The organism is Rufibacter ruber (assembly GCF_014138425.1).
GTDB classification, from domain to species: domain Bacteria; phylum Bacteroidota; class Bacteroidia; order Cytophagales; family Hymenobacteraceae; genus Nibribacter; species Nibribacter ruber_C.
On sequence record NZ_JACJIQ010000020.1, the window covers coordinates 1 to 25559 of the forward strand.

Here is a 25559-nt window from a genome sequence, read left to right on the forward strand (position 1 = left end):
GGCTGGAGGCCGACAGAATGGGCTTCCTGCTCGACGCCGTCACCCAGAAGAAGTTTGAGGTGCAGCGCGAGACCGTGAAAAACGAGCGCGGGCAGAGCGTAGACAACCAACCCTACGGCAAAGCCCGCGAAACCATCTACCGCACCCTCTATCCCTATGGCCACCCCTATTCCTGGGATGTGATCGGTTACCTGGAAGACCTGAACCGCGTAGACGTGAACGACCTGAAGAACTTCTTCCTGCGCTGGTACGGCCCCAACAACGCCACCCTCACCGTGGGCGGCGACGTGACGCCTGCCCAGGTGGTGAAGCTGGCCGAGAAGTACTTCGGCCCCATCCCGAAGGGGCCGGAGGTGAAGAACATGAAGCTGCCCGCCCCGGTGCTGACCCAGGACAGATACGTGTCTTACGAAGACAACATCCGGTTCCCGCTGCTGCAGATGGTGTTCCCTACCGTGCCCAATTATCACCCAGATGAAGTGCCGTTAGACCTGCTGTCAGAGATTATTGGCGGCGGCAAAACGTCTATCCTGTACCAGAACCTGACCAAAGCGCAGAAAGCGGTACAAGCCAGCGCCGGTCACCCATGTACAGAACTGGCCGGTGAGTTTACCTTGACGGTGTTGCCATTGCCAGGCCACACGTTGGCAGACATGGAGAAGGAGCTGCGTAACGCATTGCTGGAGTTTGAGAAAAAAGGCGTGTCTGATGATGACCTGGAGAAGTTCAAGTCTTCTTATGAGGCCAGCATCATCAACAGCTTGTCCAGTGTTTCTGGCAAGACATCAACCCTGGCCTCTTACCAGACTTTTACCGGCAACCCCAATTACCTGGCTAAACAGCTGCAGGCGCACCGTGCGGTGACCAAGCAGGACGTGATGCGGGTCTACAACCAGTACATCAAAGGCAAGAAAGCCGTAATCCTGAGCGTGGTGCCTACCGGAAAACCAGAGATGGTGGCCAAGGCCGACAACTACAAAGTGGACAAGGCAGGTTACAAGGCCCCGGCAGACCAGTACGCTGGCCTGAAGTATGTAAAAGCCAAAGACACCTTTGACCGCAGCAAGAAACCAGCCGCCGGCGCCAACCCCACCATCACCGTTCCGCCGTTCTGGAAGCAGAACCTGGCCAACGGCATCAAGGTGATTGGTACCAAAAACGATGAAGTGCCTACCGTGACCTTGCTGTTTTCTTTACAAGGTGGTCACAAGCTGGAGGCGCACGACCCGTCTAAAGCCGGTATCGCGTCACTCATGGCTTCTATGCTGAATGAAGATTCTGAGAAATTCACCGCAGAAGAAATTAGCACCAAACTGGAGAAACTGGGTTCCTCCATCTCCTTCGGCAGTGGCTCAGACAACATGACCGTGCAGGTGCAGTCACAGGTGAAGAACCTGGATGCTACGCTAGCCCTGCTGGAGGAGCGCATGATGCACCCGCGCTTCTCCCAGGATGACTTTGACCGCCTGAAAAAGCAGCGCCTGGAGGCCATCAAAAACCAGAGCACCCAGCCTACCGTGATTGCCAACAACGTGTACAACAAAATGCTGTACGGCGAAGGCCACATCCAAGCCATTCCGGTCATTGGAACTGCTAAAACCGTTGAAAGCATCACGCTTGATGATGTGAAGCAATTCTACAAAAACTACTTCTCGCCAAGCGTGACCAACCTGGTGATTGTGGGCGACGTGGAGCAGAACCAGATCATGCCCAAGCTGGCGTTCCTGAACAACTGGCAGCCAAAGGCGGTCACCATGCCAACCGAGGCCAAGATGGCTACCATTGACAAGACCAAACTGTTCATTGTAGACAAGGAGAAAGCCGCCCAGTCTGAAATCAGAATAGGGTATATGGCCATGCCGTATGACGCCACCGGCGAATACTACAAGGCCAACCTCATGAACTACGTGCTGGGCGGGGCCTTCAACAGCCGCATCAACCTAAACCTGCGCGAAGAGAAAGGCTACACGTATGGCGCCGGGTCTTACTTCGCCGGCAATGAGAGCGCAGGCCCATACACCGCTTACGCCGGAGTACGCTCTAACGTCTCTGACAGTGCCGTAGTAGAGTTCATGAAGGAGATCAAGCGCTTCCGCGAGGAAGGCATCACCGACGAGGAGCTGGCCTTCATGAAGAGCGCCATTGGCCAGTCAGACGCCCGTAAATATGAGACGTCATTCCAGAAAGCCATGTTCCTGAACAACATGCTGCGTTATAACCTGGAGCCAGACTACGTAGCCAAGCAGAACGAAATCCTCAAAAACATCACCAAGGAGGAGATCAACGCCCTGGCCAAAAAACACCTGCAGGTGGAGAAAATGAGCATCATGCTGGTGGGCGACAAAGCCTCTATCAAGCCGGGCCTGGAGAAACTGGGCTACGAGGTGGTGGAGCTGGACCCGGACGGTGCCCCAATCGTGGCCAAGGTGGAGGCCCCGGCCATCACCGCCGAGCCGAAGAAGGAGGACCCCAAGAAAGGCAAGAAGGCCAAGAAAGAGGGACGCATCTTCTAGTTCTTCTGCAATACCAGACACTGCTCCGGCAGTGACCTGCTTTGGAGGCGTTTCCGGGAAAAGAGCCCGGAAACGCCTCTTTTTTTTCGTGCTCCCCAGGTCTTCCAAGTGCCTTTATGCCTCAGGTCAGCTTGTGGTCAGGGGAAGTGCTCCGCAGATTCTTCTGTCTGCTGCTGCCCTGGCTGTGGCGAGGTATGTTTGCTGTTCCCCTGGCGGTGACGGTTAACGACGGAGTGCGTAGTCTGTAGTTACTGTTGGCTAGCTGCTGCAGGGGCAATGCGTAGTCTGCTGTTCCCCTAGCTGCGGCAGGAATGTGAAGTTCGCTGTTCCCCTGGCTTTGGCGTTTGATGCGTTGGTTTAGTAGCTGCGTTGTTTCACCTCTTCTGCTAAGCGCTCACGGCCGCGGGGCCCCGTCCTGGGGGTGAGCACTGCTGTTAAAACTAGGCCCTCCGGCCTTGCCGCCGGAGCGGCACCGTAGTAACAGAGGCGCTCACCGCCAGGACTGGTTTGGGTTCCTCTCCTGCTACTTCCTTACTTGCTCTCTGTTTCAGTAGGTAACCACTGCTGATCCGCTAGCCTGTGGCGAGCCCGTGCTGCGCACATCAGCCAGGGGCAGAAGTGTTGATTAACCTAGGTGCCACTAGCAGAAGTGTTGATTGTTCATTGTTCATTGTTGTTTGTTTACTTATTGCTGCTTGTTTGTCACAATCTCTGGTTCAAGTTTCCAACTTGGACCTATAATGGCGGAAGCTTTCAGCTTCCATGGGGCGGCAGCCTCACATTACTTCTGCCTTCTATAGCTCCCTCTTCTGCCCCTCTATGGCGCGGAAGTTACTTCCGTGCCTTCTAAACTCCAGCTGATACTCACGCGCTGGCGCGGGCCTCCAAACGCGTGCCTACAGCTGACGGGCGGTCTCTGGCTGCCCTCGCGGCGCGGCAGCGAAACCAGACATTGCTGCTTCTTTCGTGTTGAATTGCCTAAAGAAAAGAGGAAGAACTCAAGACTCAGGACTCAGAACTCTCTCCCCTACTCCCCCTTTTGAAGGGGGTGAAGGGGGATGTTTACTCAGGAGGACACGCATGCCTGATACTCCCCTCCCGGGAGGGGCAGGGGTGGGTTCCATACGCCTGCCACCGCTGTACCGCCTGCCCCGAGACCCTAAACGCGGTCCAAGGGCCTGCGGGCGTCTGTGCCAAAAGCCGTTTCCGGCCTGTTTTTCTTAAAACAACCCCAAACCAGCAACGGGTTTGCCAGAGCATGGAGTAAAAGAATACGGTGTCTGAACATAAACCAATCTGATATTCTTTCGTTCTAAGGCATATTAAAACATACCAAAACACCTATATAGTCACCTAACCCCTACTGCTATGAAAGCACTTCCGTTCCTTAAGAAAACGGCCGTGGCCATTACCCTGGCCGCCGCCTTTGCCGCCTGCGACAAAGCCCCCAAGGGAGACCAGGCCACCATTACAGACCAGCAGGACGCAGCCACGGCGGCGGGGCAGTCTTTTATGGTAGACACCGCTGACTCAAAAATCAGGTTCACGGGAAATGGCGTGGGCAAAAACCACCCGGGTACCTTTAAGCTGTCATCAGGCACGGTGGCGGTGGCGAACAACCAGATCACGGGCGGGCAATTCACCATCAACATTCAATCAATGGACATGGAGGAAGAAGGGGAAATGATTGATACCAAGCTGCGCCCGCACCTGATGAGCGGCGACTTCTTTGACGCTGAAAAGTTTGGGACCGCTAAATTCGAGATCACCAAAGTGGAGCCCTACCAACCCACCAGCGGCGACACCTCTTTGGTGGAAGGCGCCAACTTTAATGTAAGCGGCAACCTTACCCTCAAAGGCGAAACCAAGAACATCACGTTCCCGGCCCGCATTGAGCTCAATGAGAATTCTATGGAGGCCGAAGCCAACTTTGACATTGACCGCCGCCAGTGGAAAATGAACTACGGCAATGATAAAACCTTGGGAGACAAGTTCATCTCTGAGACCGTAAACATTGAACTGGACCTGAAGGCCACCAAACCCAACGGCACCGGAGCAGCCCAGTAACACAACTCCTGCACTAACTACATAGCCCGAAGACACGTGTGTTTTCGGGCTATTTTTCTAAAAACAGGGCAAAAACAGGAACGGCGTCCCTCGCTCTCACTACCGGCTCAGCTAGTTTCTGGCTGCAGCCTGCCCTACCTCCCGTACCGCCTTTTCTACCGTCAGCCACGCAGGCGAAGTGGGGGCCACCAGATCAAAATGACCGGCAAAAGGCAAAAGCACGGTTTGCACCCTATAGTTTTTGTTAGACGAGTAAGCGGCCAATTGCTCTGCCTGCTGTACCGGCACAATAGGGTCTAAAGCGCCTTGCAGTAACCGCACCGGCACCTTCACCGGGATACGCCCCAAAGGTGAGCCGTCTGCGTACCGTTCTGGCACCGCTGATGGCAAACCACCCATCAATTTCTCCACGGCGGCGTTACAGCTGCCTTTCTCCTGGCTATACCCCACTAAATCAGTAATTCCCGCCAAAGAGACAACTCCTGTAATCTTCAAAGGGTTCTGGGCGTACAGCGGGCTGCTCTTGGGTAGTTTCTGCCGGGTGGCTGCCCAGAGCGCCAAATGCCCGCCGGCAGAATGCCCCAGCACCACCACCTGCTTCTTATTCAAAGGATAGTTTTTTGCCAGCGCAGGTACATAGTCTATGGCTTTGCCCACGTCAAGAAACGTTCCGGGCCAACCGCCGCCCAGATTACCCACCCGCCTGAACTCCACGTTCCAGGTGGCATACCCTGCCTTGGTCAGAGCTGCGCTCAGGTGGTTCATGTACGCGTAGTTGTATTGTGACAGCCAGCACCCGCCATGAATGACCACCACTACCGGAAAAGGTCCTTGGCCCGTAGCAGGCACCCGCAGCTCCCCAAACTGAAGGGAGTCTGGCCCATACTGGATTTTAACCCCTGTTGTTGGTGCAGGCAGTTGCATAAGGTCTTGCCAGGACACCAGGGGCGGTGGGCTCTGGGCATGCACGGGAAGAATCTTTAGGCACAGAACCAGCAGCAGCACGTAAAAACAGTTTTTCATAGAAGACGAAGGTACACATTCTTCCTGGCAAGATGATCTGTCTGGCACCAGGCACCACAATGGTTCGCCTCCCTCCTGCATAGCCAAAATACCAGGATTCCGGTATTTGCCTCACCCCCCATTTGTCTGACCTTTACACCAGCAGGCACCGCCACCTGCTGCTACTTCTCCGGCCCGGGAACCAGAAAATAGCCACAGGTTTTTTTCTTTTTACCCACACTGCTGCCGGCTTTTTTGACCTTAGAGCATGTTTGAATTTTTCTTTTGCGCTGCAAACGGGTATCAAAAGAACCTGACGTTGCTTTTTTCTCGCACCATAGTGGGGCGTATGCTGCTCAAAAAACGCTATAGAAGAACCTTTCGCTCCCCGTTTTCGCTTGCAAAATCAAAATGCAAACAAGCTTTTAAACTGTTTATACAATATACTATTCCACCTTTGATTTCTTCATTCACCTGGGGCCCGGGAAAGACGTTCCCGGGCCTTCTTTTTAGAGATGGCTTTAACAGCATGCTGTATCCTCACGCCCCACCAGTCCACAGCGAATGCCAGGCCTTCTCACCAAAGCCCTGACCAGAACACTCTTGGTATTCAACCCCTTGCCAACTGCACTCTATTAGAATACTCAGATATAGGTATTTCCCTTTTTACACCATTGCTGTTCCTTTACGGCAAAACTAAACAGAACTGACATGAAAAAATTCAACTCCCTCTTCCTGATGCTGGTGATGGCTTTCTCCAGTGTAACTTTAACGGCTTGCTTTGATGATGATGACGATAAAAAGGACTGTGCTGAAGACCTTAGAGCAGCCTTAGAATTTGCAACAACCAAAGCCCAGGCTATGGCCACAAACCCAAGTAGAGCAACCTGTGATGCCTATAAGAAATCACTAAATGACTATAAAAAGTTAGCCGAGGAATGTGGGAATTCACAACATAAACAAAGTGCTGATGCCCTTATCAACCAGGCTAATGTTACCTGTGATGGCTTGTAGTGAAAATATTCCACCCCAATAATGTAAGTAAGTGAGCAGTAAACTTATCAGTAACTCCTAACCCAAAAGAGCCCGGAAACTGCGTTTCCGGGCTCTTTTTCTGAAATCAGGACAAAACCAGGCGCTAGTCCATCAGCTTTTTGTATCTGATTCTTTTCGGCTCCACGTCACCCAGGCGTTTCTTCTTGGCTTCTTCATAGTCTGAGAAGTTCCCTTCAAACCAAACCACTTGGGAGTCGCCTTCAAAGGCCAGGATGTGCGTGGCGATGCGGTCCAGGAACCAGCGATCATGGCTGATGACCACGGCGCAACCGGCAAAGTTTTCCAGCGCGTCTTCCAGGGCTCTGATCGCGTTTACGTCCAGGTCGTTGGTAGGCTCATCCAGCAGCAGGAGGTTGGCGCCTTGCTTCAGGGTCATGGCCAGGTGCACGCGGTTGCGCTCCCCGCCAGACAGCACGCCCACTTTCTTCTCCTGGTCACCACCCGTGAAGTTGAACTTGCTCACGTACGCGCGGGAGTTTATCTGCCTACCGGCCAACAGCATGGTTTCAGTACCGCCGGAGATGGTTTCAAACACAGACTTGTTGGGGTCCAGGCTTTCATGCTGCTGGTCAACGTAGGCCGTTTCTACGGTTGGGCCCACCGTGATGGTGCCCGTGTCTGGTGTTTCACGGCCGGTGATCAATCTGAACAAGGTAGATTTACCGGCCCCGTTCGGGCCAATGATCCCCACAATACCGGCGGGTGGCAGGTTGAAGCTCAGGTTCTCAAACAACAGCTTATCACCAAAGGCTTTGCTCAGGTTTTCGGCCTCAATGACCACGTTCCCCAACCGCGGACCGTCTGGGATGAAGAGCTCCAGTTTCTGCTCTTTCTCTTTGGCCTCCTCAGAAGCCATTTTCTCGTAATTGCCTAAACGGGCTTTAGACTTGGCCTGGCGGGCTTTGGGGCTCATGCGAGCCCACTCCAACTCACGCTGCAGGGTTTTCTGGCGCTTGCTCTCGGTTTTCTCTTCTTTGGCCAGACGCTCAGCCTTCTGCTCCAGCCAGCTGGAGTAATTGCCTTTCCAGGGAATGCCTTCGCCGCGGTCCAGCTCCAGAATCCAGCCGGCCACGTTGTCCAGGAAGTAACGGTCGTGGGTGACGGCAATCACGGTGCCTTTGTACTGCTGCAGGTGTTGCTCCAGCCACAAAACAGACTCAGCGTCTAAGTGGTTGGTAGGCTCATCTAGCAGCAGCACGTCTGGCTCCTGCAACAAGAGCCGGCAGAGGGCCACGCGGCGTTTCTCACCGCCAGACAGGTTGCCAATCACGGCATCGGCGGGCGGGGTGCGCAGGGCGTCCATGGCGCGTTCCAGCTTGCTGTCCAGGTCCCAGGCACCCAGGTGGTCCAGTTTCTCCTGCACTTCGCCCTGGCGGGCCATGAGTTTGTCAAAGTCGGCGTTCTCATCTGCGAAGGCCTCGTTGATTTCCTCAAACTCCTTTAAAAGGGCTACGGTTTCGGCGGCGCCCTCCTGCACAATCTCCATTACGGTTTTGGCTGGGTCCAGCTGCGGCTCCTGCTCCAGGTAGCCTACGCTGTAACCCGGTGAGAACGCCACATCGCCCTGGTATTGCTTGTCAACACCGGCAATTACTTTTAACAGAGATGATTTACCGGAGCCGTTGAGCCCCAGCACCCCAATCTTGGCGCCGTAGAAGAAAGAGAGGTAAATATTCTTGAGTACTTGTTTCTGCGGCGGGTAAATCTTGCTTACCCCCGCCATGGAGAAAATGATGGTTTCGTTGCTCATGTAGGTGCAGTATGATTAGTTCAGGTTCAACAGTACTGGCTTGGGAACGTTTTGGAGCTGTTTTGGGAAAAACAGCCCGGAAACAGGCACATAACTTTGCAATGTAAAATTGAGTAATAAGCACGGGGGGAGTTGTTGCCCGGTGCAGCACCCGTGGGTACTGCACTTGCCTCAGCCGCCCAAAAGGCCGCGCCCTGCTTCAAAACAAATGTTTGCTTTTGCCGCCTGTTTGCCAAGCTCTGCAAATATCGTAAAATTTGGCGGCCGTGAGTTATGAAAATTGGCGGCAATTCATAAACTTGTACCAAAATAGACTTTAATTTTTTTCAGTAAATATCCAGTAGATGGAAACCAAAGATTTGTCTGAGGAGGCTCATAAGTACGGCTACATTGAGGGGAACCAGGTGTGGTTGAAGCCCTTTATGCACTTTCCTGCACGTCAGGTAGGCGAAGTGAAAGAGGTGCCAGAAGAGAGTTTGCAGTACTTTGCCCACCGTTTTGAGAACTTCCGCCAAAAGGTAAATACCCTACTGGAAAAGATAGAAACCTCAGAAAACAAAGGTTCTTTCCTGATGAAGGTGCTGCACCTCAAGGAGCAGATTGAGAAATATGACGCCATTGGCGATTTTGAGTCGCTGCACCACCGCCTTTCTGCCGCTGAGGCTGACATAAAGGAAGCCATTGCCAAGAACCGTGACAAGAACCTGGCCACCAAGATCACCCTCATTCAGCAGGCCGAGACCCTGAAGGAAAGCATTGACTGGCCAGAGACCACTGAGAAGCTGAAAGAACTGCGCCAGACCTGGATCAAAACCGGCCCCGTTGACAAGTCACTGACAGATGAGCTGGAAGAGCGTTTCAAAACGGCGGTAGAGGAATTCTTCACCCGTAAGAAGGCCTTCTTCCAGGACAAAAAGGACATGCTCACCCGCACCATTGACAAATACCGGGCCCTTATTCAGCAGTCTGAGTCTTTGAAGAACTCTGAGGAGTGGGAAGAGACCAGCAAGAAGCTCAAAGACCTGCAGAACCAGTGGAAGGAAATTGGCGGCACCCTGCCCCGCAAGCTGTCCAATGACCTCTGGAACAGTTTCAGGGCGGCCAACAACCATTTCTTTGAGCGCCTCAAAAAACACATCAACAGCCAGAAAACCGAGTCAAAGGAAAAGTACCTGGAGGAAAACCTGGAGAAGAAACGCTCGCTGGTGGCCCAGGCCAACGCCCTGTTAGATGAACCGGTGCAGCAGGCGGTTACCCAGGCCAAAGAACTGCAGGCCGCCTGGAAGAAAGTGGGTCCGGTACGCCAGGAGGAATCTGACGCCGTGTGGGAAAGCTTTCTGGTAGCCTGTGACAAGATCTTTGAACTGAGCAGCCTGGAACACTACATGCGCAAACGCCCCCTGCCAGAAGGCAAAGACACGGCCAATGACCAGCTGCACGCCCGCATTAACGCCCTGCGTGATTTCATGAAGCATGACAAGCAGGAACTGGAGGTGCTGGAGACCAACCTGGGCCGCCTGAACCCCAACCCGGGCAATGAGGCGTTCCGGAGCATGCTGGAAGGCAAAATCAAGAACTTCAACCGTAAACTCAAAACCAAACAGGAGTTGATTGAGCTGCTGCGCAAAAAGTACGGCGTAGAGAGCAACAAAACAGCCTAAGTCATTCGTAAGCCGTTAGTGTCAACGCACTACACTAACGGCTTACGCTATGAAAAAATACTTTCTACCATTTGTTTTCCTCCTTCCCCTCCTGGCTCAGTCCCAGAACGTGAAAGGCCCCTACCTGGGGGTCACCACTCAGTTCCAGAACACCTGGATCATCAATGACGAGCAGTATGATGATGTGAACTACAAACACAAGTTCACCACCAAATGGGCCCCCTTTGGCATTACCGCCGGCTACAAGTTCAATGAAAACCACAACCTGCAGATAGAGCTCATGAGGTCTAAGCAGGGCGAGAACTTTGATTTGGTAGACAAAGACGGCAACAAGACGGGTGAGAAGGAAATTGACCTGGTGTACTGGAACATCCCGCTGCTGTTCAAATACACCACCGCCGGCAAGCTGCGGTTTAATTTTCAGGTGGGCCCCCAGCTGGGCATTCTCCAGAAGGGAACAGAAACCAACCGCCTGGAGAAAGCCGGCACCTACACCCGTAAAGGCGTAGAGTACACCATTCCGGCCAGCCGGGTGGGCACGCACCTGCTGGCCAGCACCCAGGAGTCTGACCGGCAGAAAAATGCAGAGGTGGGCGAATTCAATAAATATGACGCGGGTATTCTCTTGGGCGCGGGCCTGGAGTATGACCTGACACCCCACCTTTTCCTCACCACCAACCTCAGGTACAGTTACAACTTTGTCAACATCAGAAAAGAAGAGCACCTGGAGAGCAGCTATGACCCAGACACCTACACCCTGCGCCAAAACATGGTGGTAGGCCTACAGGTGGGGCTCAATTTCCTGTTCAACACCGGCGACGGCCGCTCCTCTGCCCGCCACCAATAAAAAATACGCGGTCTGCGCAAACATTTTACCTTTGTCTTCGTTGTGTTGAAACAATGCAAAAGGGCACGCCTGAAATACCCGTTTGATTTGTCAAACAATATTTTATTTTTGCAGACCATTACACCTTTTGCAACCTATTGTAACGCTATATTTTTTTAAGGAGAATTACTATGTATTGGACACTAGAACTTGCCTCTTACCTGGAAGATGCCCCTTGGCCAGCAACCAAGGATGAGCTTATTGACTACTCTATCCGTTCTGGCGCCCCTATGGAGGTAGTAGAAAACCTGCAGGACCTGGAGGATGATGGCCAACCATATGAGAACATTGAAGAAGTTTGGCCGGACTATCCTACCAAAGAAGACTTCATGTTCAATGAAGACGAATACTAGCCTTAAGTAAGAATTGGGAATTAGGAATTAAGAATGGCCTCATTGATAATTCTTAATTTTGAATTCATCATTCTCAATTAAGAACGTTGGCTGTTTTAGAAATAAAAGATTTGGTTGCGGGGTACGGTGAACGCCTACTGCTCCGCAACCTTTCTTTTTTTGTACCAGCGCCCACCTTTATTGCCATCATTGGGCATAACGGCAGCGGCAAGTCTACCTTTCTGAAAGCTTTGACAGGGCAAATCCCCTCACAGGGGCAGGTGCTCGTGCAAGGCCAGCCCCTGCCCCATCGCCCTGGCGCCCTGGCGCGCGCCTTCTCCTACCTTCCGCAGAAGAACAATGTGGCCTTTCCGGTCACGGTGCTGGAACTGGTGGTGATGGGGCTCTTCAGATCAAAACGGCTTCTGGACCACTACACCGCCCAGGACTACAGCCGCGCCGAGGACGTGTTAAGCCGCCTGGGAGTGCACCACCTGCGCCACCGCACGTTCACAGATCTTTCTGGCGGGGAGCAGCAACTGGTGTGGCTGGCCCAGCTCATGCTGCAGGACAGCCCTGTCGCCCTGCTGGATGAACCTACCCAGCAGTTGGATGTGTACCACAAGAAACGGGTATTTGATTTAATGGCCTCCTGGGTGCAGCAAGAGCAGAAGACGGTGCTGTGCATTACGCATGACCTCCTGAACCTACTGCCGCTGCAAGGCTGCCTGCTCAACCTTTCACAGCCCCACCCCCAACTGGAGGCGCTTTCCCCTGAAACGGTTCTCAGTCACCAGAAATTCCTGGAGGAGAAGCCTCAGCACTAGCAGCCATGCCTGGCTTTGCGTTTCTGGCCTGTTTTTCTGAAAACAGCCCTAAAACAACCATAGCCTGGGGGCCGAAATGCTATTTCCCTTTTTCCTGTACCAGAAACGCCTCTGCCAGCACCAGGTCTTCTGGGGTGGTGAGCTTGATGTTTCTGTAGCTGCCTTGTACCAGCTGCACCTTATGCCCAAACCGCTCCACCACTGAGGCGTCATCTGTGAACTGCGCCACCTCAGGCTGGGCATACGCCCGCCTAAGCAACGGCAACCTGAAACACTGCGGCGTCTGCACCAGCCGGTATGCGGTACGGTCTACAGCTTTGGAGCTGCCCCCGCGCACCCTTCTAATAGAGTCTTTCAGCTCAACCGCCACCACAGACGCCCCCTGCCTGGAAGCCGTCTCATACGCCGTCTCCAGCATGGCCTTGTCAACAAAGGGCCTCACACCGTCATGCACGGCCACCACCCCTTCTTCGGCGTGCGCCAGCGCCGCCAACCCGTTCCTCACTGACTGGAATCTGGTCTGCCCTCCTGCCACTACCTGGTGCGGCACCTGAAAACCATGCTGCGCGCACAGCTGTTGCCAGGTACCCATCTCCTGCTCCGGCAGTACCACTACCAGCACCAGGGCGGGGTCATAGTTGAAAAACCGTCTAATGGTATGCAGCAGCACCGGCTCACCGCCCATGGGAAGAAACTGCTTGGGTTGGGAGGTTTGCATTCGGCTCCCGGAGCCCCCGGCAACAATGATGGCGTATTTCTGAAACATGGGCATAGGCGGTACAAGTTGGCAGCCCTAAGTTACGTTTTTGACCTGTTTTTGGAAAAATAAGCCAAAAACACATGTAGAGTGAAATTCCTGGGCTCTACACTTCACTAAACCTAGAACCTGTCTTCAAGTTTGTTTTTCATACGGCAAAGGCCCCTGGTAACAACGCGTGGTGCCTTTACACTTTTTGCCTTCACAGCGCTGCCATTAGGGTCTAAAAGAACCTCGCTCTCCCTGAATGAGCTGACCACCCCTTAACAGGCGGTAACTGGCACAAGAGCAGCATGACGCCAACCGCAGTTCATGGCCCTATTTCTCTTTTGAACTGCCGCAGGATAAGCTGAACCTGCGCGTACCTGAGAGGCTGCTTGCATTTGTCTTTTACGCGGCTAAAGGCTATAAAACGCACCTGCGTTCACATCTCACCCGCCCTGCTACCGGCTCAAAAAAATGCTTCTACAGAATCTTTCAGAGGCACTTTTTGCCAGTAAAACCAAAATGTAAACAGGCTGCCCAGAAGCAAACGAGGTAGTTGTTTAGAGTTTTCTCCTTTTGTTCCTGGCGCAAAGCGCCTGCCATGCCGTTTAATAAGATAGCAAGGTTCTGTTTCTGGGCTGTTTTTGTGAAAGCAGGCCCAAAACGTGGGCACAAACGGTCGCTTGCGCCATCCAAAAGCCTCTAAATGCTGAAAACTCTAACCAGCAGGGAGGCTTCCTCTCTCAGTGGCTTCCTCTTTACAGGGTTATGTAGGCACCTGCAGGGTAAAAGTGGTTCCCTGCCCCACCTGGCTGGCAACCGACAGGTTTCCGCCCATGGCTTTGGCCTGAGAGTGGGCAATGTACAGCCCCAGCCCTTTGCTGTCTTTGTGCTGGTGAAACCGCTGGTACAGGCCAAAGATGCGGTCACCGTAGCGCTCCAGGTTGATTCCCTGCCCGTTGTCTGAGAAATGCAGCAGAATCTTGTCTGGCCGGGCCTCTGTCTTTACTTCTATCTCTAATCTTCTGCCTGGGGCCCGGTACCGCAAGGCATTGGTAAGCAGGTTAAGCAGAATACTGTGCAGGTAGCCCGGGTTGAAGGAAAGCTCCTGCGCCTGGGAGAAGTCTACGGTAATGTGCGGGTTTGCCTCCTGCAGCTGCCCGTCTACAGAACCCACCACTTCCTGGAACGCCTCTTCCAGCCGCACCACCTCTTTCTTTACCTGCCGGTTCTCTTTCATCATCAGCACCTCCATGAGGTCATTGACAATGGTGTTCATCTGGCGGGTTGACTCCCCTAACTTCTGGATCAGGAGTCTGTTTCTGCCTTCAGGCACAGAGTTCAGGTCAATCAGGTCAGCAATGCCTGTGAGGTTGGCAAGCGGCGCCCGCAGGTTATGGGAGATAATGTAAGAGAACTGCTTTAAACCGGCGTTGCTGCTGGTCAGCTCTGAGATAAGCTGCTCCCGCTCTGCTTCCAGGTTCTTTTGGGCGGTGATGTCCCGCTGAATAGAGATCCAGTGGGTAAGCGTTTGTTTCTTATCAAAGATAGGAATGACTGCCAGGTGGGTCCAGAACTTCTCCCCGCCCTGCCGGTAGTTGATCATCTCCACCTCACCGGCGCACTGCCGCTGCAGAATCTGTTCCAGCTCTGCCAAGGCGGCCGTACTTGTCTCTGGCCCGCTCAGCACCAGGACATCTCTGCCGAGCACCTCCATAGCGCCATAACCGGTCATTTGCAGAAAAGCCTCATTGCAGAAAATAGTCTGCAACTGCTGTGGCTGGCGGGGGGTTACTTCACTGATGGCAATGGCGTCATGGGCGTTGATGATCACAGACTCCAGCAACCGCAACTGCTGCTCTTCCTGCTTTTGCCGGGTGATGTCTGTGAGGAGGGCAAACACATGCTCCACCTTGCCAGTCTCATCTACCTGGGGTTGCACCTGCAGCCGCAGCCAGTATTTCTGCCCGCTTTTGGAGTATTGCACCAGCTCACACTCCAGCGGCTCCAGCCTGGCCAACTGTTCATCTATGTAGGAGATGGTCTCCTGATCAGTTTCTGCGCCGTTCATGAAAGAGCCCGGGGTGCGCCCCTCCACCTCCTGCAGGGTATATCCCATCAGTCTGGTAAACGCATCATTCACCCACTGCACTTGTATGGCCGGGCACATGATGAGCACACCATTAATGGTCTCTTTGGCAATGACAGATAACTTCTTCAGCTCTTCCTCTGCCTGTTTGCTCACTGTTACATCCTGAATGGCACCTACCATGCGAATGGCCTTTTTCTGCTCATCCCGCACAATGTAACCCCGCTCACTTACGTACAGGCAATTGCCGTCTTCCCTTACCAGCCGGTACTCTGCCTGCCAGGAACTCCTGGATTCGTCCTGCAGCGCCTGGTTCAGGGAAGCGATCAGTTCGGCCTGGTCTTCCTGATGCAGCATCTGCGTCCAGTAGGCCAGGGCAGAATTCTGCCGGTTTCGCGTCACCCCAAACACTTTCTCAAACCCGGTTCCCCAATACAGGGTGTCAGAGGCCAGGTCCCAATCATAAATGGCATCATGGGTGGCTGAGGTGGCCAGCCGGTAGCGTTCATTGACTAGCTTCAGGGCAGATTCGGCCAGCTTGTTTTCTACAATGAGCTGCAGCACGTGTTTGATGCTCTCCAGCGTTTGCTCCTCTTGCGGCGTTGGCTTTTTTGCTTCCTGGTAGAAGACCGCCACGGCACCCAACACTTTCTGGCTGGCCCCCACCAATGGGAAGAACCAGCAGGCGTGCAGGTTGTAAGAAAGCAGCAGAGGGAAGTATTTCTTCCAACGGGGATCTGTTTTTACCTCTGTGCTGACCACTTTCTGCCCCAGATAGGCTATTGAGCCGCATGCCTCGGCATTCAGCTCAATAGAAATACCGTTGATGCGGGCCATAAAGCCCGCGGGCAGGCTGGGGGCGGCCACAGGGTACAGTTTCTGCCCTTCCCGCCGAAGGCAGGCACAGAACATACCCGGGTGCAGGCGTTCAATCCCCGCCAGATAAAAGGAAACGGTAGACTCCAGCGTGCTGCCCGGCAAGGCATTCTGCTCCAGAACCTGCTTTCCCAGCTGTTCCAGTTCTACCTTGTGGCTACAGGGCGCCGCCTGTTTTCTGGCCTCTTGCAAGGCCGTCTGGGCTTTCTGCAGCTCCTCCTGCAATGCCTTCACCTGTTCTTCCAGCTGCCGTATCTTCTGACCGGCCGACTGGGAGCCTTCCGGCGGAGAAACCATGCCGGCAACCGGGGTTGCTGGGGCGGACAAATTCTCTTTCATGCCTCAGTTGCAATTCAAACCAATGCGTTTTGCCATCATTCTTTCACTACGTCACCTCACGTCTCCAACCAGCTACTGGCACCATTGACAGATGCCTCACATAATTGATTTTTCAGGAGCAGATGAGAGCCTTCCACTTTTCTACGCCCCGGTTTTCAAAAGCTAAATATACTGCAATTCTTTAAACCAACTCCCTCTTAGACAAGCATTTCAACCTGACCCTGCACATTCTGTTACAGCTAGCAGATTTTACTCCCCCTGGCAGTCACCGCCCAACAGGGAACAAAGGTGCGGTTCACCTACCCCTGGCATGGGGCTTCTGTTTTTGGCCTGTTTTGGTGAAAACAGGCCAAAAACAGAAGCCCCTCCGGCATAGACCGGCGGGGCTTCTACAACGGCCTTTTCAGGCTTAGATTAGAGAATCAACATCACGTCACCGTAGCTGAAGAACTTGTATTTCTCTTTAATGGCGGTCTGGTAGGCCTCCATGATCAGGTCATAGCCTCCAAACGCCGCCGCCATCATCAACAAGGTTGACTCCGGCATGTGGAAGTTGGTCAGCAGGCTGTTGGCAATTTTGAAGTCATACGGCGGAAAGATAAACCGGTCTGTCCAGCCTTCATTGGGCTTTAAGCGGCTGTTGGCAGAAACAGAAGACTCCAGGGCACGCATGGTGGTGGTGCCAATAGAGCAAACCCGCTTCTTGTTGTCCAGGGCCTTGTTCACATACCTAGTGGTTTCTTCAGGCACAAAGAACTGCTCAGAGTCCATTTTGTGCTTGGTCAGGTCTTCTACGTCTACCGGTCTGAACGTACCCAGGCCTACGTGCAGGGTGATAGGCGCCACATCTACGCCTTTCAGCTCCAGACGCTTTAAAACTTCCCTGGTGAAGTGCAGGCCCGCGGTGGGTGCCGCTACGGCCCCCGTCACCTCAGCATACACGGTCTGGTACCGTTCCTGGTCATCTGGCTCAGGCTCACGCTTGATGTATTTGGGCAGCGGGGTCTCCCCCAGGTCATGAATGGTCTTGTAGAAATCTTCATCAGACCCGTCAAACAGGAACTTGATAGTACGGCCGCGCGAAGTGGTGTTGTCAATCACCTCTGCCACCAGGTCACTTTCACCAAAGTACAGCTTGTTGCCAACGCGTATCTTCCGGGCCGGGTCTACCAGCACGTCCCACAGGTGAATGCGCTTGTCCAGCTCACGCAGCAGGAACACCTCAATCTTGGCACCGGTTTTCTCTTTGTTGCCGTACAGACGGGCCGGAAAAACTTTGGTGTTGTTGGTCACCATCACATCGCCCTCGTCAAAATAGGTGATGATGTCTTTGAAGACTTTGTGCTCTATCTTGCCGCTGTCACGGTGAATCACCATTAAACGGGCTTCATCACGGTTTGGGGCCGGGTGTGAGGCCACTAACTCAGTAGGCAGGTCAAACTTGAACTCTGATAATTTCATTTTTAATATTACGGTATTAAAATAGTAGCAAAAAAAATAGAGGGCAAAGGTAGGCACTTTGCGCTAAATTCTTTTACATTTAGCCTAAATAAGTCTCCCTTCGCGCCCCGGCTTTACAGAAAACCCGCGGCGCGGCGGGGCTTCTGTGCGCTTACCCGCTCACTACAAATAACTTAGAAGTAACAATTTAATAAACGGGAAATTGCCCCGTTTCACTATAAATAGCTTTATCTTTCTTACATGATCTACCTTCGGCTGGTTTTTGAAAGTTTCCGTTTTGCGTGGCAGGCCCTGCGGTCTAACCTCCTGCGCACGATTCTTTCTTTGCTGGGGGTGACCATTGGCATCTTTGCCATCATCTCGGTGTTTACCATTGTAGACTCTCTGGAGAAGAGCATCAGGCAGAGCATGAGCTTTGTGGGCGAACGCATTGTGTACATCCAGAAGTGGCCCTGGATCTTTGAGGGGGGCAATGATATTCCCTGGTGGAAATACATGCAACGCCCCTCTGCCACGGTGCGGGAATACAACTTCCTGAACCAGAACCTGGAGAATGATGAAGGGGTGGCCCTGGTGGCCCGCCGCGGCAGCAACACCTTCAAGCACGGCAGCAACAGCATGAGTGGCATTATGCTGCAGGGGGTGACCCAGGATTTCAACAAAGTGGCCGAGGTCCCCATTGAAGAAGGCCGTTACTTTACCCAGCAGGAGACAGACGGCTCCCGCAACGTGATCATCATTGGCGCTGAAGTTGCCCAGAACCTTTTCCCCAACGGCAGCGCCCTGGGGGGCGACATCAGAATCCAGGGGCAGAAGTTCACCGTGATTGGGATTATGGAGAAACAGGGGGCCGGTCTTTTTGAAGGCATGCCCACCAATGACAAGAACGCCTACACCACGTTTGGGGCCTTCGGCAAGATGTTCGCCAGCGGGCAGCGGGGCATTGAGCCTAACATCATGATCAAAGGCCGGGCAGACGATGAGGGGCTCCAGAACCTGGAGTACGAGGTACGCGGCAAGATGCGCACCATTAGGGGCCTCAAACCGTATGAGGAGGACAACTTTGCCGTAAACCGTTCAGAGATGATGGCAGACGCCATTGGCAAAATGTTCTCTATCATTGGGCTGGCCGGCTGGGTGATTGGCGGCTTCTCTATTCTGGTGGGGGGCTTTGGCATTGCCAACATCATGTTCGTCTCTGTGAAGGAACGCACCAATATCATAGGTATTCAGAAATCTTTGGGTGCCAAAAACTTTTTCATCCTGTTCCAGTTCCTCTTTGAGTCTGTGTTCCTGAGCCTGATAGGCGGCGGGGTAGGCATCTTGCTCGTTTCCCTCATCACCCTCATTCCCATGGGTACCCTGGAGATTTTTCTCTCTGCCGGTAACATTCTCCTGGGCTTGGGCGTATCGGTGGTGATTGGCGTGCTCTCAGGGATCATCCCGGCGGTAATTGCTTCCCATTTAGACCCCGTGATTGCCATCAGGTCAAAATAACCAAGCCTGTTCTTATTTACCCTAACTCTTTTCCAGCGCTACCTCTTGAAACGCCCCCTTAGGGTCTGTTTCCCAGAGGTAGGCTTACTACATGACTGATATATGACGAAGTTGAGAAAAACCAGCAAGACCCAGCTACAAGACGAGTCTAGCAACGCCGGCAGCGGCACCATTATTACACAGCCTGAGGCCAACGAACACAAAGCGCAATCACTGGCCGAGGCCAAGCAAATAGCCAAACAGGAGGCCCCCGTACTCAGTGACGATGACAAACGCATTCGCGAAGCCTTCACAGACAAAGACTGGAATGAAATCAAGATAGCCGACTCCTGGCAGATCTTTAAAGTGATGGCAGAATTTGTGGAGGGCTTTGAGAAAATGGCTAAAATTGGCCCCTGCGTGTCTATCTTCGGGTCTGCCCGCACCAAAGAAGACAACCCTTACTATAAAATGGCCGAGGAGATAGCCGCCAAACTGGTACGCCACGGGTACGGAGTGATCACGGGCGGTGGCCCGGGTATCATGGAAGCCGGTAACAAAGGCGCGCACTCAGAAGGCGGGCGCTCTGTGGGCCTGAACATTCACCTGCCGTTTGAGCAGTTCAACAACATCTACATTGACCCAGACAAACTCATCAACTTTGACTACTTCTTTGTGCGCAAAGTGATGTTTGTGAAATACGCCCAGGGCTTTATTGGCATGCCCGGCGGCTTTGGTACGCTTGATGAGCTGTTTGAGGCCATTACGCTTATCCAGACCAAGAAAATTGGCCAGTTCCCCATTGTGCTGGTAGGCAAGTCTTACTGGGGCGGGCTGTTTGAGTGGATCAAAGATGTGATGCTCACGCAGGAAAGCAACATCAGTCCGGAAGACCTGGATCTGGTGCACATTGTTGATAACGCCACAGACGCCGTAAAAATCATTGATGATTTCTACAGCAAGTACATGCTGTCTCCCAACTTCTAAGAGACCCCGCGTTGGCCGTTTTGGCCTGTTTTCAGAAAAAGAGCCCGGAAACGCAATTTCCGGGCTCTTTTGGTTTCTGCGGCCTGCAGCCGAACAGAAGAGAGTTGGCAGATTTGCCTTCTGTCTCCTTTCCTGATTTACGGGTTGCAATTGCCCCACAGCAAGCCCCTTCTGCTACTTCTACCCATGACCAGAAACGGCAGTTCCCTGCGCCCATACTCTGTTTCCGGCCTGTTTTTGGGAAAACAGGCCGCAAACAGGAAATGGCTGGCACTGCTGTTTTTGTATCTTTGGAGACCAGTCACACCACTGCCAATGTCCTTCCTTGCACAAATCTCAGAACCCACCCTCCTGCTCAATGAGCAGATTGCCCGCGCCAACATCCGCCGCATGGCCGAAAAAGCCAAAAGGCAGAATGTGCGCCTGCGCCCTCACTTCAAGACCCACCAAAGCAGACAGGTAGGCGAATGGTTTAAGGAGGAAGGCGTTACGGCTATCACGGTTTCCTCCGTAAAAATGGCCCAGTACTTTGCCCGCCACGGCTGGGAAGACATCACCATTGCGTTCCCCCTGAACCGCCGGCAATTGCCCCAACTAGCCGAACTGGCGCAGCAGATTAACCTTGGAGTTACGGTTGCGTCAGCGGATGATGTGGTATTTCTGCGGGAGCAGCTTTCTGTACCCGTAAACATCTGGGTGAAAGCAGACACCGGCTATGGCCGCACCGGCATTAAAACCGAAGATACCGCCGTGCTGGATGCCGTTTTGCAAGAGCTGGCGCAAACACCGCAGCATACGTTCTTAGGCTTTCTGGCCCACGCCGGCCACACGTACAAAGCCCGGGGCAAAAATGCTATTGCGGACATACATGCGCAAACGCTGGCTAAAATGCAGGCGCTGAAAGAACGTTATGCTGCGGCTTGGCCTGGCCTGCAACTTTCCGTGGGCGACACGCCCAGTTGCAGCGTCATGGAAGATTTCTCGGGCATAGAGGAAATCCGGCCCGGCAACTTTGTCTTCTATGATTTGATGCAATACAAGATTGGTTCCTGCCGTCTGGAAGACATTGCCGTAGCCATGGCCTGCCCCGTGGTAGCCCTACACCCAGACCGACATGAGGTGATTCTCTACGGCGGCGCGGTACATCTCTCCAAAGACGCGCTTCGGGAGCCAGACCGGGTACCTCTTTTCGGATTGGTGGTGCCGCTCACGGAAACTGGTTGGGGAGCGCCTTTGCCAGACACCACTTTGGTTTCGCTTTCACAAGAGCACGGCGTGGTACGGACTTCGCCGGAGTTATTCTCTCAGTTTAAGGTGGGGGATTTGGTAGGCGTGCTTCCGGTGCATTCCTGTCTGACCGCTGATTTAATGAAAGGTTACACCACATTGCAAGGGGAAATGCTGGAGCATTTGAGTGGGGTATAACCTCACCCCCAGCCCCTCTCCCACGGAGAGGGGAGCCTGCTTACTGCGTTTTGGGGCTGTTTTTGGAAAAACAGGCTGGAAACGGAACTGACACAGACACTCGCAGGAGCCACGCACGCTACGAGGTCTTTGGAGCAGCGGCTTTCCCCTTTCTGCACAATCGCTCTATATCTTTCTGTTCTTTCTATATCTTTCTGTTCTTTCTATAGCCAAACAGCAATTTGGAGTAAGTCACGGAAGTAACTTCCGCGCCATGGAAATAAAAAAGACTCAAATCAGCCCCAAAACGCAATATGCAGGCTCCCCTCTCCGTGGGAGAGGGGCTGGGGGTGAGGTTAAACTATTCCGCTCCAAAGACCTCGTAGCGTGCGCAGCTCCTACGAGTGTCTCTGCCAACAGCCTTGCCCACCGCAAAATCCAGCAATCCTGAAAATTCCATAGATCTAGGTGCAGACAATCCCGTTTCCCGCCTGTTTTTCCAAAAACAGCCCCAAAACGCAGTAGCCAAAAATCTCCCCTCTCCGTGGGAGAGGGGCCGGGGGTGAGGTTAAACTATTCCGCTGTAAATTCGGTTAAGAAGAGATGGGTTTGCCGCTGCTTTTCTAGCGGGTAAATACCTACCTTTGCTCTTTAAACCGAACCAAATCGGATGACGCCAAAAGATTCTGCGGCTACCCCTGTAGCCAAACAAAATAGCTCTACCGTAGACGTACCCTTCATTGAAGTATACGGCGCGCGGGAACACAACCTCAAGAACATCAGCCTCAAAATACCGCGCAATGAATTGGTGGTCTTCACGGGCATCTCGGGCAGCGGGAAATCTTCGCTCGCGTTTGACACCATCTACGCCGAGGGCCAGCGCCGCTACATGGAGACCTTCTCGGCCTACGCCCGCTCCTTCCTGGGCGGACTGGAGCGCCCCAACGTAGACAAGATTGAGGGGCTTTCGCCGGTGATTTCCATTGAGCAGAAAACCACCTCGCGCAACCCGCGCTCCACGGTGGGCACCATCACCGAGATTTACGACTTCCTGCGTCTGCTTTACGCCCGCACCGCCGAGGCCTTCAGCTACGTGACCGGTGAGAAGATGATAAAACAGTCTGATGACCAGATTGTGCAGCACGTGCTGGAGCATTTCTCAGGCAAGAAAACCATTGTGCTAGCGCCTGTGGTGAAAGGCCGCAAAGGTCATTACCGCGAGCTGTTCGAGCAGATACGCAAGATGGGCTTCATACGCGCGCGTATTGATGGCGAACTGGTGGAGCTCACGCCCAAAATGCAGGTAGACCGCTACAAGATCCATGACATCGAGATTGTGATTGACAAGCTGGTGCCCTCTGTTGAGGACCGCTACCGTCTGTCTACCTCCATCCAGAACGCGCTGCAACACGGCAAAGGCACCGTGTTGGTGCTGGACGCTGACACCAACGCCACGCAGTTCTACTCCCGCCACCTCATGGACCCGGCTACCGGTATTGCCTATGATGACCCGGCCCCCAATACCTTCTCGTTCAACTCGCCGTACGGGGCCTGCCCGGTGTGCAACGGCCTGGGCGAAATTGAGGAACTCACCGAAGATTCCATTGCGCCAGACAAGAGCGTGAGCATCAGCCGTGGCGGCATCGCGCCCTTGGGCGAATACCGTGATATCTGGATTTTCAGCCAGATTACCGCCCTGCTCAAGCGCCACAAAACCAGCTTGACGGTTCCTATTTCTGAGATTCCCGCCCAGGCCTGGCATGACCTACTGTACGGGTTTGAGGAGGAAGACCCCAAAGGCAAGCGTGAGCCGTTCATCTTTGAGGGGGTGATGAGCTTCCTGAAAAAGCAGCTGGAGTCAGATTCTGAGAACGTGCGCGCGTGGGTGCAGGAATACACCACCCAAAGCACCTGCCCCGAGTGTAACGGCTACCGCCTGAAAAAGGAGTCTTTGCACTTCAAGCTAGATGATAAACACATCGGCCAGCTGGCCGAAATGGACATTGCCGAACTGGCCGCCTGGGTGGCCAACCTGGAAGAGCGACTGAACGAACGCCAGAACCTCATCGCCCGTGAACTGCTCAAGGAAATCCGGAAGCGGATTGGCTTCCTGGTAGACGTGGGATTGGAATACCTGCACCTGCACCGCTCCGTGAGAACTTTATCAGGGGGCGAAAGTCAACGGATAAGATTGGCCACGCAAATTGGGACGCAGCTGGTGGGTGTGCTCTACATCATGGATGAACCCAGCATTGGCCTGCACCAGCGCGACAACGAGAAGCTCATCAAGGCCCTGCAAGACCTGCGGGATTTGGGCAACTCAGTGGTAGTGGTGGAGCACGACAAAGACATGATTCTGGCCGCCGACTACGTGGTGGACATTGGCCCGGGCGCAGGTGTGCATGGTGGCCAGATAGTGACGGCGGGTACCCCGAAGGAGATGATGGAAAGCAACACCACCACCTCAGATTACCTAAGCTACCGCCGCGGCATTCCGGTGCGCAAGCAAAAGCGCGAAGGCAATGGCAAGAGCCTCATTCTGCGCGGTGCCACGGGTCATAACCTGAAGAACGTGACGCTGGAGCTGCCATTGGGCAAGTTCCTGTGCGTGACGGGTGTCTCGGGCAGCGGTAAATCGTCACTGATTCATGATACGCTGTTCCCTATCCTGAACAAGTACTTCTTCAACGCCAAGCGCGAGCCGCTCCCGTACCAGGAGATTGAAGGCCTGAACAACATTGACAAGGTGATTGAGGTAGACCAAAGTCCCATCGGGCGCACGCCTCGCTCCAACCCGGCTACCTACACGGGCGTGTTCACCGAAATCAGAAGCCTTTACGCCTCCCTGCCCGAAGCCAAAATCAGAGGCTATTCGGCGGGACGGTTCTCGTTCAACGTGAAGGGCGGAAGATGTGAAACCTGTGAGGGTGCGGGCATGCGCACCATTGAGATGAACTTCATGCCAGACGTGTACGTGCCCTGCGAAACCTGCAAAGGCAAACGCTACAACCGTGAAACGCTGGAAGTGCGCTTCAAAGGCAAGTCCATCACCGATGTGCTGGACATGACCGTGGAGCACGCCGTGGAGTTCTTTGAGAACCAGCCGCGTATTCTGCGCAAAATCCAGACGCTGAACCAGGTAGGCTTGGGCTACATCACCTTGGGCCAGCAGGCCACAACGTTATCTGGCGGGGAGGCGCAGCGCGTGAAACTGGCCACCGAGCTTTCCAAGAAAGACACGGGCCGCACGCTCTACATCTTAGATGAGCCTACCACCGGTCTGCACTTCCAGGACATTCAGCACCTCTCAGACGTGTTGAACCGCCTGGTGGACAAAGGCAACAGCGTACTCATCATTGAGCACAACATGGACCTGATCAAGGTAGCCGACCACATCATTGACATTGGCCCAGAGGGCGGCGCCAAAGGCGGCACCATTGTAGCCCAGGGCACGCCCGAAGAAGTGGCCCAATGCACCGCCGGCCACACCGCCCGCTTCCTGAAAGAGGAACTGGCCACCAGCCACTATGTAGACGCCCCCGTGTTGGCAGAAGACGAGCCCGAAGCCGATGAGGAGGCTGCAGACGCTCCGGCCCCTGAGAAGAAAACCCGCGGCCGCAAGAAGAAAGAAGCCGCTACGGCAGAAACTGCTCCTGCTACAGAGAAGAAGAAACCAGGCAGAAAGAAGAAAGCCGACTAGCGTTTTCGGCCTGTTTTTCTGAAAACAGGCCGAAAACATAATTAAAAGCAAAGCCCTCTCTGGTACCAGAGAGGGCTTTGCTTTTAAAAAAAACCATGTTCTTAGTGCGCTCCTGCGGCAGGGGCAGTGGTTGCAGGAGCCGCAGCGCTGTCTTTGGCGGCAGGGGCCGCAGCCGAGTCTTTGGTAGATTGGGTTTCAGGGTGGTCCAGGGTAGCGTTGTTGTTCGCCTCTGCTACCTCGTGGCTGCTGGTATGGCCAGTGGCTGCTTTGTCATCTGTCAAGGCATAGCCGGTGCCTTTATCATCTGGATCAGTACTGGCAGTATAAGTATTGCAGGAAGCACCCACTAACAACGCTCCAGCAACAATGAATGGCATCAGTTTTTTCATAA

Annotated in this window: 17 protein-coding genes; 11 read left to right on the plus strand and 6 right to left on the minus strand. The window is 53.7% G+C overall.

Annotation, left to right across the window (positions count from 1 at the left end; genetic code table 11):
- Together FHS90_RS18950 and FHS90_RS18955 are read left to right on the plus strand one after the other, a co-directional pair.
- The coding region (locus tag FHS90_RS18950; RefSeq protein ID WP_182514195.1) for a M16 family metallopeptidase at window positions 1–2513 on the plus strand (2513 nt) is incomplete at its 5' end.
- A 1368-nt stretch (window positions 2514–3881) separates the two neighbouring features.
- On the plus strand, window positions 3882–4580 hold the full coding sequence (locus FHS90_RS18955; RefSeq protein ID WP_066829203.1) for a YceI family protein: 699 nt from the start codon (window positions 3882–3884) through the stop codon (window positions 4578–4580).
- A gap of 111 nt (window positions 4581–4691) precedes the next feature.
- Here the strand turns inward: FHS90_RS18955 and FHS90_RS18960 are convergent, their stop codons facing one another.
- Entirely contained in the window at window positions 4692–5603 is a 912-nt protein-coding gene (locus FHS90_RS18960) for an alpha/beta hydrolase family protein (protein ID WP_206598630.1), read from the minus strand.
- 690 nt (window positions 5604–6293) lie between these two features.
- On the opposite strand from FHS90_RS18960, the gene FHS90_RS18965 reads away from it, so the two are divergent.
- On the plus strand, window positions 6294–6596 hold the full coding sequence (locus FHS90_RS18965) for a hypothetical protein (protein WP_066829200.1): 303 nt from the start codon (window positions 6294–6296) through the stop codon (window positions 6594–6596).
- Window positions 6597–6720: 124 nt separating this feature from the next.
- On the opposite strand, the gene ettA is transcribed toward FHS90_RS18965, so the two are convergent.
- Complete coding sequence (gene ettA, locus FHS90_RS18970) at window positions 6721–8388, minus strand: energy-dependent translational throttle protein EttA (RefSeq protein ID WP_066829197.1); 1668 nt, start codon at window positions 8386–8388, stop codon at window positions 6721–6723.
- A 344-nt stretch (window positions 8389–8732) separates the two neighbouring features.
- Here ettA and FHS90_RS18975 point away from each other — a divergent pair, with 344 nt between their 5' ends.
- The 4 genes from FHS90_RS18975 to FHS90_RS18990 all read left to right on the plus strand — a co-directional run bounded on the left by FHS90_RS18975 (window position 8733) and on the right by FHS90_RS18990 (window position 12094).
- Window positions 8733–10049 carry a DUF349 domain-containing protein gene (locus FHS90_RS18975; RefSeq protein ID WP_182514196.1) on the plus strand — a complete coding sequence of 439 codons (1317 nt, stop codon included), beginning with the start codon at window positions 8733–8735 and terminating at the stop codon, window positions 10047–10049.
- A 49-nt stretch (window positions 10050–10098) separates the two neighbouring features.
- Entirely contained in the window at window positions 10099–10896 is a 798-nt protein-coding gene (locus tag FHS90_RS18980; RefSeq protein ID WP_182514197.1) for a porin family protein, read from the plus strand.
- A gap of 170 nt (window positions 10897–11066) precedes the next feature.
- Window positions 11067–11288: a DUF2795 domain-containing protein gene (locus tag FHS90_RS18985; protein WP_066829188.1), complete on the plus strand. Its 222-nt coding sequence runs from the start codon at window positions 11067–11069 to the stop codon at window positions 11286–11288.
- A gap of 86 nt (window positions 11289–11374) precedes the next feature.
- The gene (locus FHS90_RS18990) at window positions 11375–12094 is read left to right on the plus strand and encodes an ABC transporter ATP-binding protein (RefSeq protein WP_182514198.1); all 720 of its coding nucleotides are present in this window, start codon (window positions 11375–11377) and stop codon (window positions 12092–12094) included.
- Window positions 12095–12173: 79 nt separating this feature from the next.
- On the opposite strand, the gene FHS90_RS18995 is transcribed toward FHS90_RS18990, so the two are convergent.
- The 3 genes from FHS90_RS18995 to queA all read right to left on the minus strand — a co-directional run bounded on the left by FHS90_RS18995 (window position 12174) and on the right by queA (window position 17601).
- On the minus strand, window positions 12174–12860 hold the full coding sequence (locus FHS90_RS18995) for a 2-C-methyl-D-erythritol 4-phosphate cytidylyltransferase (RefSeq protein ID WP_182514199.1): 687 nt from the start codon (window positions 12858–12860) through the stop codon (window positions 12174–12176).
- Window positions 12861–13602: 742 nt separating this feature from the next.
- Entirely contained in the window at window positions 13603–16140 is a 2538-nt protein-coding gene (locus FHS90_RS19000; RefSeq protein WP_182514200.1) for a PAS domain S-box protein, read from the minus strand.
- A gap of 414 nt (window positions 16141–16554) precedes the next feature.
- Window positions 16555–17601 carry a tRNA preQ1(34) S-adenosylmethionine ribosyltransferase-isomerase QueA gene (gene queA, locus FHS90_RS19005; protein ID WP_066829552.1) on the minus strand — a complete coding sequence of 349 codons (1047 nt, stop codon included), beginning with the start codon at window positions 17599–17601 and terminating at the stop codon, window positions 16555–16557.
- A 240-nt stretch (window positions 17602–17841) separates the two neighbouring features.
- Between queA and FHS90_RS19010 the strand changes: the two genes are divergently transcribed.
- The 4 genes from FHS90_RS19010 to uvrA all read left to right on the plus strand — a co-directional run bounded on the left by FHS90_RS19010 (window position 17842) and on the right by uvrA (window position 25168).
- A complete protein-coding gene (locus FHS90_RS19010; RefSeq protein ID WP_182514201.1) occupies window positions 17842–19098 on the plus strand; it encodes an ABC transporter permease in 1257 nt (418 codons plus the stop codon).
- Between the two features lie 102 nt (window positions 19099–19200).
- The gene (locus tag FHS90_RS19015) at window positions 19201–20064 is read left to right on the plus strand and encodes an LOG family protein (protein ID WP_182514202.1); all 864 of its coding nucleotides are present in this window, start codon (window positions 19201–19203) and stop codon (window positions 20062–20064) included.
- A 315-nt stretch (window positions 20065–20379) separates the two neighbouring features.
- Window positions 20380–21489 carry an alanine racemase gene (locus FHS90_RS19020; RefSeq protein WP_182514203.1) on the plus strand — a complete coding sequence of 370 codons (1110 nt, stop codon included), beginning with the start codon at window positions 20380–20382 and terminating at the stop codon, window positions 21487–21489.
- A gap of 649 nt (window positions 21490–22138) precedes the next feature.
- Complete coding sequence (gene uvrA / locus FHS90_RS19025) at window positions 22139–25168, plus strand: excinuclease ABC subunit UvrA (protein WP_182514204.1); 3030 nt, start codon at window positions 22139–22141, stop codon at window positions 25166–25168.
- A gap of 101 nt (window positions 25169–25269) precedes the next feature.
- Here uvrA and FHS90_RS19030 read toward each other — a convergent pair whose 3' ends face one another.
- Window positions 25270–25545: a hypothetical protein gene (locus FHS90_RS19030; RefSeq protein ID WP_153042530.1), complete on the minus strand. Its 276-nt coding sequence runs from the start codon at window positions 25543–25545 to the stop codon at window positions 25270–25272.
- Window positions 25546–25559: the final 14 nt, after the last annotated feature.

Bases quoted from the DNA above. Each gene is read 5' to 3' on its own strand.
- FHS90_RS18955 (WP_066829203.1), top strand. From the start codon at position 3,882: ATGAAAGCACTTCCGTTCCTTAAGAAAACGGCCGTGGCCATTACCCTG.
- FHS90_RS18960 (WP_206598630.1), bottom strand. From the start codon at position 5,603: ATGAAAAACTGTTTTTACGTGCTGCTGCTGGTTCTGTGCCTAAAGATT.
- FHS90_RS18965 (WP_066829200.1), top strand. From the start codon at position 6,294: ATGAAAAAATTCAACTCCCTCTTCCTGATGCTGGTGATGGCTTTCTCC.
- ettA (WP_066829197.1), bottom strand. From the start codon at position 8,388: ATGAGCAACGAAACCATCATTTTCTCCATGGCGGGGGTAAGCAAGATT.
- FHS90_RS18975 (WP_182514196.1), top strand. From the start codon at position 8,733: ATGGAAACCAAAGATTTGTCTGAGGAGGCTCATAAGTACGGCTACATT.
- FHS90_RS18980 (WP_182514197.1), top strand. From the start codon at position 10,099: ATGAAAAAATACTTTCTACCATTTGTTTTCCTCCTTCCCCTCCTGGCT.
- FHS90_RS18985 (WP_066829188.1), top strand. From the start codon at position 11,067: ATGTATTGGACACTAGAACTTGCCTCTTACCTGGAAGATGCCCCTTGG.
- FHS90_RS18995 (WP_182514199.1), bottom strand. From the start codon at position 12,860: ATGTTTCAGAAATACGCCATCATTGTTGCCGGGGGCTCCGGGAGCCGA.
- FHS90_RS19000 (WP_182514200.1), bottom strand. From the start codon at position 16,140: ATGAAAGAGAATTTGTCCGCCCCAGCAACCCCGGTTGCCGGCATGGTT.
- queA (WP_066829552.1), bottom strand. From the start codon at position 17,601: ATGAAATTATCAGAGTTCAAGTTTGACCTGCCTACTGAGTTAGTGGCC.
- FHS90_RS19010 (WP_182514201.1), top strand. From the start codon at position 17,842: ATGATCTACCTTCGGCTGGTTTTTGAAAGTTTCCGTTTTGCGTGGCAG.
- FHS90_RS19015 (WP_182514202.1), top strand. From the start codon at position 19,201: ATGACGAAGTTGAGAAAAACCAGCAAGACCCAGCTACAAGACGAGTCT.
- FHS90_RS19020 (WP_182514203.1), top strand. From the start codon at position 20,380: ATGTCCTTCCTTGCACAAATCTCAGAACCCACCCTCCTGCTCAATGAG.
- uvrA (WP_182514204.1), top strand. From the start codon at position 22,139: ATGACGCCAAAAGATTCTGCGGCTACCCCTGTAGCCAAACAAAATAGC.
- FHS90_RS19030 (WP_153042530.1), bottom strand. From the start codon at position 25,545: ATGCCATTCATTGTTGCTGGAGCGTTGTTAGTGGGTGCTTCCTGCAAT.